Origin of the sequence: Sphingobium sp. (assembly GCF_048594625.1) — a bacterium.
GTDB lineage: Bacteria > Pseudomonadota > Alphaproteobacteria > Sphingomonadales > Sphingomonadaceae > Sphingobium.
The window spans coordinates 1-10,729 of record NZ_JBMDWL010000053.1 but is presented as its reverse complement, the minus strand read 5'-3'; the positions used below and the strand labels follow the sequence as shown (position 1 = coordinate 10,729).

Here is a 10,729-nt window from a genome sequence, read left to right as displayed (position 1 = left end):
ATCGAGCGAATCGCCCGCATCCTGCGCCGATGTTTCGACCCTGATCAGGTTCAGGCGCCCGTGCCTGGGCGGATTAGCCGGGTCATTCTTATCGGCCCTTATGCCCGCCGAAGTTGGTATGAAGACGAATACACGATCAATCATTCCGATTACGATTTCTGGATCGTCGTCAATCATCCGCTCTTCAAAGAGGAATGTTGCTGGACCCGCGCCCGCGAAATCATCGGCAGCGAGCTTGGCGATCGCTGCGCGGTCAGCCTCGAACTCTATTCCCGCGCCGACATTCGCATCGCGAAGGCCGAGCGTGACACTTTCATCCTCGACCGGATCGAAGCAGGCATCACCCTCTATCGCGCCTCGCGCGATGCGCCGCTCAACGAGCGCGAACGCAAAGGAGCGCGGCCATGACTGCGCCCGCTTCGACCGCCGTCTTCGAGGACTTCTATCGCGCCGAGCATCGGCGCCTGCTGCGTAAACTGCGACGCCGGGTCGGCCCCAACGAAGCGCCCGATCTGGTGCAGGAGGTATTCGCGCGCTTTCTGCGCAGCGAGGCGCTGGGCCGCGTGGAGAATCCGGCCGCCTATCTTTCACGGATTACCCGCAACCTGCTGATCGATCGCGCGCGCCGGAAACGGCATGACATGCCGATCTTCTTTCCCTTCGACGACGAGCGCGATGCGACGTCGCGTGCCAGTCAGACATGGCGGATCGAAGCGATCGACCTGTTTCGTCTCTATCGGCAGACTGTTCGCGCCATGCCGCCGAAGACCCGGCGTGTATTCGTGATGCGCCGGGTGAAGCGCATGAGCTACAGGGAGATCGCGGCGGGCCTCGGCATCAGCATCGCGACCGTCGATTACCATATGGTGCAGGCCCTTGCGCGCTGCCGTGCTGCGGCTACCGCGCAATGTTGACCGGGGCATATATCGGGCGCGACCGCGCCGCCGACGTTCGAGAACGGGCGGAAACTCGTGCCTCGCCCGGTTCGGGGACTGATTTCGCGGCCTTCTATCGCGCTGAGCGAGGGTGGTTGTTCCATTATTTCCGGAGGAGGATCGGGCGTGATGGCGCGCCCGATCTTGTGCAGGAAGCTTTCACGCGGCTGCTCCGCAGTGGCGCGTTCGATCGGGTCGAATATCCTCGCCCCTATCTGGCGCGAGTAGCGCACAATCTGCTGATCGAGCGAGCGCGCAAGAATATGCGCGAGGGAGGCACCGCCTGTCAGTTCGACGAAACCTGCGATGCACCCGTGGCGCCCGAGCAGGAACGGCATGTCGAAGCAATGGAATTGCGGCGGGCTTACCGGCGGGCGCTTCGCCCCCTGTCGCGAAAGACTCGGCGCATCTTCCTGATGCACCGCCTGCGCGGGATGACATATCGGAATATCGCCGACGAACTTGGTATCAGCACCAAGGCCGTCGAGAAGCATATCGGACGCGCACTCGCACGGTGTCGCAGAGTCGCGCTCGCGCATCGGGAATAGCATCGCGCATGGACTGCTGCGCAATGCACTTGGGAGTCGGTTCGATTACTTCTGAAGGAAAAAATTCTCGGGGCCTAATTGGGGGCATCCACGTCGCACGAACTCAATATGTGATTGTAATAAAATCGGAAAATTTGAGTTGTTCGATTCCGGCTCGGCACATTTTATTTCCCGGTAAATTCAGGCGCTGGACCTTCCCACTCGACTTGCCGCGCGTCCCCTGTCTACAAAGACGGCATGATGAAGCTGTTCATTGGCAACAAGGCCTATTCGAGCTGGTCGCTGCGCGGCTGGCTGGCGTGCAAGCTGTCCGCCCTGCCCTTCGATGAAGTGGTCGTGCCCCTTTACGATCAGGAATGGGAAAGGCGTCGGCAGGGTGACGAATTCGCGCCATCCTCCGGCAAGGTGCCGATATTGTGGGATGGCGACGACATCGTCGTGTGGGACAGCCTGGCCATCGTCGAATATCTGAACGAAAAAACCGATGGCGACCTGTTCTGGCCGACCGATCCCGCCGCGCGCGCCATGGCCCGGTCGATGGCGGCGGAAATGCACAGCAGCTTTGCCGCGCTGCGCCGTGAACACAGCATGAATATCCGGCAGATCTATCCCGCCGTCCCGCCATCCGACGCGGTGAAGCAGGACGTCGCCCGCATCATGCAGCTATGGGCGGAGGCCCGCGCACGCCATGGCGGCGAAGGCGATTTCCTGTTCGGTGCATTCGGCGCGGTCGATCTGATGTTCGCGCCGGTCGTCACCCGTTTCATCACCTATCAGCTGCCCGTCGCCCGCTTTGCCGAAGCCTATATGCGCGCGATCATCGCCCATCCGTGGATGCAGGAATGGATCGGCGGCGCGCAGGCGGAAGACTGGGTGATCGACCGTTTCGAAAACCCGCCGCAGATGGTGTGACGCCGCGATGAGCGATACGCCCGACACCCCGAAGGAAGCGGTAAAGGAAGAACGCGCCGCGGAAGCCGCCGCGATTCGCCGCCGCTGGATTACGCTGGGCGAAGTGCTGGCGGTTCTGGCGGTCGTCATTTCCGGCCTGACGCTGTTCCTCAACTGGTCGGACAAGCAGGATGAGCGCGCCGACAAGATCGCCGAACGCGCCGCCGCCAGCAGGAAAGCGTCCAGCCGCGCCACCGCGCTGGTCCTCAACGCCCGATCGGTGAAGGACGACCGGATTGCGATCGGCACCACCGATCCGGATAAGGTGGTGCAGAGCCAGACCATCCTTTTTCCCCGCGCCCTTGGCATCGCGCCGGTCGATACCACCGGCGACCCGCGGATAGAGGCGGGGTGGTTCGAAAGCGCCCTGAAAAAAGCGCGGGCGAAGGCGAAGCTGCCCGACGACAGCGTCGGGGACGAACGGCTGCCGGTGGCCATCACCACCCGTTTCGTGGTGGGTGGCGACGCGCATGAAACCGTCGCCCTCTACGACATCGGCTATGGCATAGCGGGCCGCTGGATCGCCGGGCACAGCCTGTCGCTGCGGGGCCTGTCGCGGGTCGAAACGCTGAAAAGCGGCAGTGCGCAGGCCGCCGTCGACGCCCGATGGGCGCGGCTGACCGGACGATAGGACAAGTCCTGCTTCATCCCCTGAAACAGGAAAGCCGCTTGTGTTGCGCGCCCGAAACGGGTGGAACGGCCCCAGATGGGGTTGCAATAATAAGAGCAGGGACAAGACGGGCACCATGAGCCTGATGGGATCGATCGACCTTTTCCATGCCGTTGCGGGGTTGCTGGTCGGCCTGCTGGTCGGCGTGACCGGCGTGGGCGGCGGATCGCTGATGACGCCGCTGCTGGTGCTGATGTTCGGGGTGAATGCCAAGACGGCGGTGGGCACCGACCTGCTGTTCGCGGCCCTGACCAAGATCGTCGGATCGGCCGTGCACGGCAAACGCGACACCATCGAATGGCCGATCGTGCGGCGGATGGCGGCGGGCAGCATCCCGGCCGCCATCGTCACCTTGCTGATCCTCGGCTGGATCGGCGACATCGGCGCCTCCAGCGAACATGTCATCCTCTATGCGCTGGCGACCCTGCTGGCCGTCACATCGGTCGCGGTCATCGGTCGCAAATGGCTGTTCCGCCATCGTGCGGACCTTGGCGCCACCCATTCGCATGCCGCCATCCTTTATGGCACCACCGGCCTTGGCGCGCTGATCGGCGTGGCGGTGTCGCTGTCGTCCGTGGGGGCGGGCGCGATCGGAGTGACAGTGCTGTTGTTCCTCTATCCCCGCCTGCCCGTCGCGCGGATCGTGGGGTCCGACATCGCCCATGCCGTACCGCTGGCGCTGATCGCGGGGACCGGCCACTGGCTGATGGGTGACGTCAATCCGGTGCTGCTGATGAACCTGCTGATCGGCTCCATCCCCGGCGTGATCGTCGGCAGCTATCTGTCGTCGCATGCGCCCGACCGCATCCTGCAACCGCTGCTTGCCGCCGTGCTGGCCGTGTCGTCCTGGCAATTGTTCGTGAAGGCGCGCACACCCGACCCGGTCCGCGTCGAAGCCCCCGCGCCGGTCGCGCCACGATAACGCCGCCCTGCTTGGTTCGAGCCTGCCGAGAAGATCGTGCAGGGTTCTTCTCGATACGCTCGAACTGAAAGTGAAATCTGCCCCAAATGGCCAAAGAAAAAGCCCGGCCGCTCCACGGGGAGCGCCGGGCCTTTCATGTCCGTTCGGACGGTCGGGGTTTAGCCGACGATTTCTTCGGGCTTGAAGAAATAGGCGATTTCGATCGCGGCATTTTCTTCGCTGTCCGAACCATGGACCGAATTGGCTTCGATCGATTCGGCCAGTTCCTTGCGGATGGTGCCTGCGTCGGCATTGGCGGGGTTGGTGGCGCCCATGATGTCGCGGTTGCGGGTCACGGCATTTTCGCCTTCCAGAACCTGAACGACAACCGGGCCGGAAATCATGAACGCGACGAGGTCAGCGAAGAAGGGGCGTTCCTTGTGAACGGCATAGAAACCTTCGGCCTGTTCGCGGCTCATGCGGATGCGCTTGGAAGCGACGACGCGAAGGCCCGCTTCTTCCAGCATCTTGGTGACGGCGCCGGTCAGGTTGCGACGGGTCGCGTCGGGCTTGATGATCGAGAAAGTGCGCGTGACGGCCATGGCCCTCGTAACTCCGGTTGGTTGGAATAAAGTTGCGCGCCCTTTAGACGCGGCCGCGCCGGGCCGCAAGGGGCTTAACTTTGCCGCCCGACAACGCTGGCAGGAATGCCGCGACAACGCCGTTTCATCGCCATCCCGACGAAGGCCGGGATCGTCATGGGCCTGACATATCAGGGCCTGCGATGCCAGATGCGCTGGCATGGCGAAGTGCTGCCTACGGCCCCTGCACCCATTTGCGGCCTTCCTGCCGCCAGAAACGCGGTTCGACGCCATTCGCCCTGCTCAGCACACGCCAGCTGGCGCGCGCGCCGTCGATCGTGTCCGCATCGAAGAAGTAGAAGGCCCGGTCGAATGCCAGCGCCGCGTCGCGCCACACCCCGTCGGCCAGCGCGATATGCCGCGCGCCATTGGTGGCATCGCAACTGGCGCTCAGCAGGATCGGCTGATGCGCCGCGCCGCCTTCATCCGCCTGTCCATGGGCCAGAAAACTGTCCGGCGGACCGGCCCAAAACCCCTGCGAAATGCGCGCCAGCCGCTCCGGCTGCTGCGCCACCACCAGCAGCCGCGCGCCCATGGCCAATATGCGGCCCGCAATGGCGGGCAGCACCTGATCCACGGGATCGCGACTGAGCTGGTAGAAGTCGACCTGCATCGCGGTGCGATCAGCCCTCGAACCGGTCGGCGACCAGTCGGTCGATCAGGCGCACGCCGTAACCGGTCGCGCCCTTGTCCCATGTCGCGCCGGGCTTGTCGGCCCACACCATGCCCGCAATGTCGAGATGCGCCCATTTCACGCCGTCTTCGATGAAGCGTTTGAGGAACTGCGCGGCGGTGATCGACCCGGCATAGCGCGGCCCGATATTCTTCATGTCCGCAATCGGGCTGTCGATCAGCTTGTCATAGGCGGCCGACAGCGGGAAACGCCACAGCGGGTCGCCCGCCGCCTGCCCCGCCGCGATCAGATCATTCGCCAGATCATCGTCGTTGGAAAAGATTCCCGCATATTCATTGCCCAGCGACACGATCATTGCGCCGGTCAGCGTGGCAAGGTCGACGATCACTTCGGGATTATAGGTCCGCTGTGCCCATGTCAGCGCGTCGCACAGCACCAGGCGCCCTTCGGCATCGGTGTTCAGCACCTCGATCGTCTGGCCCGACATGGACGTCACGATGTCGCCGGGGCGCTGCGCATTGCCGTCGGGCATATTTTCGACCAGCCCGCAAATGCCGACCACGCGGGCCTTCGCCTTGCGCCCGGCCAGCGCCTTCATCGCGCCCGCAACGGCGCCAGCGCCCCCCATGTCCCACTTCATGTCTTCCATGCCGGCACCGGGCTTCAACGAAATGCCGCCGGTGTCGAACGTCACGCCCTTGCCCACGAAAATGACCGGCTTTTCCGCCGCGCCGTCGGTGCCGTCCCATTCCATGGCCAGCAGGCGCGCTTCGCGCGCGCTGCCCTGCGCCACGCCCAGCAGCGACCCCATGCCCAGCTCTTCCATCGCCGCCTTGTCCAGCACGGTGATCTTGACGCCCAGATCGGCCAGATGCCGGCACCGTTCCACGAAACTTTCGGGATACAGGATGTTGGCCGGTTCCGACACCAGTTCGCGGGTGAAGGCGACGCCCTGCGCCACCGCGGCGCGCCTGTCCCATGCCGCCTGCGCATCGGCAGCGACCAGCGTCACGGTCTTCAGCGTCGGCTTCGCCTTTTCGGGCTGACGCGTGCGATAGGTGTCGATGCGCCAGCTGCGCAGCCACGCCCCGAACGCCAGCTGCGCCGCCTGATCCGCCGTCGCGCCGGTCGCAAATTCGACCGCCACATGCGCCGCGCCGCTATTGTTGAGCTTCGCGGTCAGCGCCGCGCCCGCCTTTTCATAATCCAGTTCGGTCCCCGCGCCCACGCCCAGCAACACTATGCGCTGCGCCGTGCCGCCTTCATCCGCGAAGCTTTCGAAGCTGGTGCCCGCTTCCCCGGTGAAACGCGATGCCGCCGCGCCCGCCAGCAGGGTCGATGCGGCAGCCAGCGGCAGCGCGTCGAACCCCTTGGACACGATGATGGCCAGCGTGTCGGCGTCGGGACGGGTGGGGCTGAACTGAATATCCATGGGGGGTTTGTCCTCTTTGGGTTTTGGGCGGGGTCCGCTCTGTTGTCGTTCAGATAGTGCGGCTTTCCCCGTCTGGCAAAGCCGTTCGACCGATTTCGCGTCAAAGAAACGAGACGGGCAATTGCCCACGGGGCCGCTGTGCGATAGGCGGGACAGCAATATGCGCCTGTCGATGAGGCACCACTGCTTGCAAAACGCCCTTTTACCCTGTTCCTTCCGCGCCGCATTGCTGGCCGGCGCCGCGCTTGCCGCCGCGCCGCACGCCGCGCTGGCGCAGCAGCTGAACGAACCCGCCGCCCCGATCAGCGCGCCCGACGCGCCGGTGCCCGACAGTGACGATCAGATCGGCTTCGCCGCCGACGCGCTGCAATATGACAGCAACAGCGAAACCGTGACCGCCGACGGCAATGTGCAGTTGCTGCGCGAAGGCAACCGGCTGCGCGCGGACAAGGTCGTGTGGGACCGCAATAGCGGCAAGGTGGAGGCGCAGGGCAATGTCTCCATCATCGATGCCGACGGTAACGTCGCCTATGGCGACCGGTTCGACGTTACCGACACGCTGAAGGACGGCACCGTCGACAATATGCTGCTGGTCCTGCAATCCGGCGGCCGCCTTGCATCGGTCAAGGGGACGCGGGTCAACGGCGTCTATACGCTCAACCGCGCCACCTATACCGGCTGCGCGGTGGAGGATCATGACGGCTGTCCCAAGGAACCGACGTGGCAGATCAACGCGGTCAAGGTCATCTACGACCCCACCCGCGAACGGGTGACCTATACGAACGCGAATGTCGAACTGTTCGGCCTGCCGCTCATCCCCCTGCCCGGCCTGTCGCACCCGGTGGGCGAAGGCGGCGGCAGCGGCCTGCTGGTGCCCAACCTGCGTTACGACCGGAATAACGGGCTGGAAATCGCGCTGCCCTATTATTTCAAGCTGGCGCCCAATCGCGACGTCACCGTCACGCCGCATGTCTATTCGGGCGTGCTGCCGATGCTGGAAAGCAATTACCGGCATCTGTTCGACCGGGGCGCCTTCTCGATCACCGGCTATGCCACCTATGGCCGACGCGTGGGCATTGGCGACGAAGATATTTCCGCCAACGCGCAAAAGGATATTCGCGGCTATATCGACGCTACCGGCAAGATGCAGCTGTCGCCCGAATGGAGCCTGGACGGGTCGATTCGCGCCGCGACGGACCGCACTTTCCTGCGCCGTTACGACATCAGCCGCGAAGATCGGCTGCGTTCGACTCTGGGCGCGCAGCGGATCGGCGAAAACAGCTATTTCTCGATTCGCGGCTGGGCGGTGCAGACCCTGCGTCAGGGCGATTCGCAGGGGCAGACCCCGATCGCCCTGCCCGTCATCGATTACCGTCTGCGCATGAATGACCCGCTGCTGGGCGGCGTGCTGCAACTTCAGGCCAATACGCTGGCCATCACCCGCAGCCATGGGCAGGATACGCAGCGCGCCTTTGCCGCCGCCGAATGGAATCTGCGCACCCTGACCGGCATGGGTCAGGAAGTCACCTTCACCGGCTATCTGCGCGGCGACGTCTATCACAGCAGCGACAATGGCCTGACGTCGGTCGTCAGCTATGCGGGCGATCCGGGCTGGCAGACGCGCGGCATTGCCGCGGCAGCGGTCGATGTCCGCTGGCCCTTCATGGGCGAAGCCTTTGGCGGCGTGCAACGCATCGCCCCGCGGGTCCAGATCGTCGCTTCGCCAAAGATCGCCAACCTGTCCATGCCGAACGAAGACGCCCGCGCCGTCGATCTGGAAGACAGCAATCTCTTCGCGCTCAACCGTTTTTCGGGCTATGACCGGTTCGAGGACAGTTCGCGCATCACCTACGGCCTCGAATATAGCCTCGACCTCCCCAATTTCTCGCTTCAGAGCAATATCGGGCAAAGCTATCGCCTTGAAAGCCGCGAAAGCATCCTGCCCGACGGCACCGGTCTGTCCGATCGCATGTCCGACATCGTCGGCCGCACCACCATCCGGTACAAGGATTTCATTGCCTTCACCCACCGGTTCCGGCTGGACAAGGACAGCCTTGCCGTGCGCCGAAACGAAATCGACACGACGGTCGGCAGCAAGAAAACCTATGTCATGGCGGGCTATCTGCGCCTGAACCGCGATGCCAATTTCGGGCTGGAAGACCTGCAGGACCGCGAAGAAATCCGGCTGGGCGCCCGCGCCCAGTTCGCGCGTTTCTGGTCCGTTTTCGGATCGACCGTCATCGACCTGACCGACGCGCAGGAAGATCCGATCAGCCAGGCCGACGGTTTCGACCCCGTCCGCCATCGTCTTGGCTTTGCCTATGAAGATGATTGCCTGACGCTCGGCTTCACCTGGGTCCGCAGCTATCAGACCAATGGCGACGCGCGAAAGGGCAACGGTTTCCAGCTACGGCTAGCTTTCCGCAATATTGGCATATAAGGAACAGGCTCCCGCATCCCCCGTCAGGGCCGGTTAAGGCGGACTGGCGCATCAGGTGCCGTCCGTATTGGAGATTATTGCCGACGATGCTGTCTGTCGTTTCCTCGCCCAAAACTTTTTCGCATGGCGTCCGCGCCGGGCTTCGCACCCTGTTCCTGTCGTCGGCGCTGATCTGCGCCGGTGCCCAGCCGGTCATGGCCCAGATGGTCGATGACGATGGCGGCGTCGCCACGCAACAGCTCAATCTGCCAAAAGACGTGACCGTCTTTGGCAAGAGCGACCCCAATGTGCGCAAGGCGACGGCCATCGTGAACAGCCGGATCATCACCGGCACCGACGTGGACCAGCGCCTTGCCCTCATCGTCACCGCCAATGGCGGCAAGGTGTCGGACGAGGAAAAGGAACGGCTGCGCGTACAGGTGCTGCGCAACCTGATCGACGAAACGCTCCAGATTCAGGAAGCCGCCGCGAACGACATCAAGATCGATCCGGCCGAAGTGCAGCAGAGCTATGAGCGCGTCGCGGCCAATTTCCGCCAGTCGCCGACGCAGTTCGACGGCTATCTGCGCCAGCAGGGCAGCTCCGCCGCCAGCATCAAGCGCCAGATCGAGGGCGAACTGGCGTGGAGCCGCCTGCTCCGCCGCAATATTCAGCCCTTCATCAACGTGTCCGAAGATGAAGTGAAGGCCAAGGTCGATCAGCTGAACGCCGCCAAGGGCAGCGACGAATATCGCATCGGCGAAATCTATCTTCAGGCGACACCGGAAAATCAGCAACAGATCGTTGCCAACATGCGCAACATTCTGGAACAGATTCAGAAGGGCGGCAGCTTCCCGGCCTATGCCCGGCAGTTTTCCGAAGCATCGACCGCATCGGTCGGCGGCGATCTTGGCTGGGTGCGTCCCGGCCAGCTGCCGCCCGAACTGGCGCAGGCCGCGGCCGAAATGCAGGTCGGGCAGATCGCCGGGCCGATCCCCGTCGCGGGCGGCGTGTCGCTGCTGTATGTGATGGACAAGCGCAAGGTGCTGACCGCCGATCCGCGCGACGCGCTGCTCAGCCTCAAACAGCTGTCGGTCATGTTCCCCAAGGGCACGACGCAGGATCAGGCGGGGCAGAAGGCCGCCGCTTTCGCCGCCGCGGTCAAGGAAATCAAGGGCTGCGGTCAGGCCAATGATGTCGGCACGAAAATCGGCGCGGATGTCGTGGACAATGACAATGTGAAGGTACGCGACCTGCCGCCGCAGTTGCAGGATATTCTGCTCAACCTTCAGGTCGGCGAATCGACCCCGCCCTTCGGTTCGATCAACGACGGCGTGCGCGTCCTCGTGGTCTGCGGCCGCGACGATCCGCAATCGGCCAACGCGCCCAATGCGGAACAGATCATGGCGCAGATGGAGGAAGAACGGGTCAACAAGCGGGCACGCATCTACCTGCGCGACCTGCGTCGTGACGCGGTGATCGAATATAACTGACGCCGTGCCTCTTTCGCCCTTTGCGGTGTCGCTGGGCGATCCCGCCGGGATCGGACCGGAAATCGTCGCCAAAAGCTGGGTCATGCGCGAAGCGCGCGGCCTGCC

Annotated in this window: 11 protein-coding genes and 1 pseudogene; 9 read left to right on the top strand and 3 right to left on the bottom strand. The window is 63.9% G+C overall.

Annotated features, from left to right (window positions below):
* From ACOJSJ_RS06900 to ACOJSJ_RS06875, 6 genes are all read left to right on the top strand, one after another.
* Positions 1-408: hypothetical protein (locus ACOJSJ_RS06900; protein ID WP_420144252.1), on the top strand; the 408-nt coding region annotated here is incomplete at its 5' end.
* Positions 405-914: a sigma-70 family RNA polymerase sigma factor gene (locus tag ACOJSJ_RS06895; RefSeq protein ID WP_420144251.1), complete on the top strand. Its 510-nt coding sequence runs from the start codon at positions 405-407 to the stop codon at positions 912-914. The genes ACOJSJ_RS06900 and ACOJSJ_RS06895, both read left to right, overlap by 4 nt.
* Positions 908-1,483: an RNA polymerase sigma factor gene (locus tag ACOJSJ_RS06890; RefSeq protein ID WP_420144250.1), complete on the top strand. Its 576-nt coding sequence runs from the start codon at positions 908-910 to the stop codon at positions 1,481-1,483. Before ACOJSJ_RS06895 ends, ACOJSJ_RS06890 begins: the two co-directional genes overlap by 7 nt.
* Before the next feature lie 237 nt (positions 1,484-1,720).
* Complete coding sequence (locus ACOJSJ_RS06885) at positions 1,721-2,395, top strand: glutathione S-transferase family protein (protein ID WP_420144249.1); 675 nt, start codon at positions 1,721-1,723, stop codon at positions 2,393-2,395.
* Between the two features lie 7 nt (positions 2,396-2,402).
* On the top strand, positions 2,403-3,065 hold the full coding sequence (locus tag ACOJSJ_RS06880) for a hypothetical protein (protein ID WP_420144248.1): 663 nt from the start codon (positions 2,403-2,405) through the stop codon (positions 3,063-3,065).
* A 115-nt stretch (positions 3,066-3,180) separates the two neighbouring features.
* Positions 3,181-4,026 (top strand): sulfite exporter TauE/SafE family protein, encoded by an 846-nt coding sequence (locus tag ACOJSJ_RS06875; RefSeq protein ID WP_420144247.1) that lies wholly within the window; start codon positions 3,181-3,183, stop codon positions 4,024-4,026.
* 158 nt (positions 4,027-4,184) lie between these two features.
* On the opposite strand, the gene ndk is transcribed toward ACOJSJ_RS06875, so the two are convergent.
* The 3 genes from ndk to ACOJSJ_RS06860 all read right to left on the bottom strand — a co-directional run bounded on the left by ndk (position 4,185) and on the right by ACOJSJ_RS06860 (position 6,712).
* Positions 4,185-4,607: a nucleoside-diphosphate kinase gene (gene ndk, locus ACOJSJ_RS06870; RefSeq protein ID WP_004210674.1), complete on the bottom strand. Its 423-nt coding sequence runs from the start codon at positions 4,605-4,607 to the stop codon at positions 4,185-4,187.
* A gap of 214 nt (positions 4,608-4,821) precedes the next feature.
* Positions 4,822-5,259, bottom strand: a complete 438-nt coding sequence (locus ACOJSJ_RS06865) for a DNA polymerase III subunit chi (RefSeq protein WP_420144246.1) — start codon at positions 5,257-5,259, stop codon at positions 4,822-4,824.
* Positions 5,260-5,269: 10 nt separating this feature from the next.
* On the bottom strand, positions 5,270-6,712 hold the full coding sequence (locus tag ACOJSJ_RS06860) for a leucyl aminopeptidase (protein WP_420144245.1): 1,443 nt from the start codon (positions 6,710-6,712) through the stop codon (positions 5,270-5,272).
* Positions 6,713-6,884: 172 nt separating this feature from the next.
* Here ACOJSJ_RS06860 and ACOJSJ_RS06855 point away from each other — a divergent pair, with 172 nt between their 5' ends.
* The 3 genes and pseudogenes from ACOJSJ_RS06855 to pdxA all read left to right on the top strand — a co-directional run.
* Positions 6,885-9,152 carry an LPS-assembly protein LptD gene (locus ACOJSJ_RS06855; protein ID WP_420144244.1) on the top strand — a complete coding sequence of 756 codons (2,268 nt, stop codon included), beginning with the start codon at positions 6,885-6,887 and terminating at the stop codon, positions 9,150-9,152.
* 86 nt (positions 9,153-9,238) lie between these two features.
* The gene (locus ACOJSJ_RS06850) at positions 9,239-10,624 is read left to right on the top strand and encodes a foldase protein PrsA (protein WP_420144243.1); all 1,386 of its coding nucleotides are present in this window, start codon (positions 9,239-9,241) and stop codon (positions 10,622-10,624) included.
* Positions 10,617-10,729: pseudogene (gene pdxA / locus ACOJSJ_RS06845) on the top strand (4-hydroxythreonine-4-phosphate dehydrogenase); the annotation flags it as partial. The gene ACOJSJ_RS06850 and the pseudogene pdxA, both read left to right, overlap by 8 nt.

Bases quoted from the DNA above. Each gene is read 5' to 3' on its own strand.
- ACOJSJ_RS06895 (WP_420144251.1), top strand. From the start codon at position 405: ATGACTGCGCCCGCTTCGACCGCCGTCTTCGAGGACTTCTATCGCGCC.
- ACOJSJ_RS06890 (WP_420144250.1), top strand. From the start codon at position 908: ATGTTGACCGGGGCATATATCGGGCGCGACCGCGCCGCCGACGTTCGA.
- ACOJSJ_RS06885 (WP_420144249.1), top strand. From the start codon at position 1,721: ATGATGAAGCTGTTCATTGGCAACAAGGCCTATTCGAGCTGGTCGCTG.
- ACOJSJ_RS06880 (WP_420144248.1), top strand. From the start codon at position 2,403: ATGAGCGATACGCCCGACACCCCGAAGGAAGCGGTAAAGGAAGAACGC.
- ACOJSJ_RS06875 (WP_420144247.1), top strand. From the start codon at position 3,181: ATGAGCCTGATGGGATCGATCGACCTTTTCCATGCCGTTGCGGGGTTG.
- ndk (WP_004210674.1), bottom strand. From the start codon at position 4,607: ATGGCCGTCACGCGCACTTTCTCGATCATCAAGCCCGACGCGACCCGT.
- ACOJSJ_RS06865 (WP_420144246.1), bottom strand. From the start codon at position 5,259: ATGCAGGTCGACTTCTACCAGCTCAGTCGCGATCCCGTGGATCAGGTG.
- ACOJSJ_RS06860 (WP_420144245.1), bottom strand. From the start codon at position 6,712: ATGGATATTCAGTTCAGCCCCACCCGTCCCGACGCCGACACGCTGGCC.
- ACOJSJ_RS06855 (WP_420144244.1), top strand. From the start codon at position 6,885: ATGAGGCACCACTGCTTGCAAAACGCCCTTTTACCCTGTTCCTTCCGC.
- ACOJSJ_RS06850 (WP_420144243.1), top strand. From the start codon at position 9,239: ATGCTGTCTGTCGTTTCCTCGCCCAAAACTTTTTCGCATGGCGTCCGC.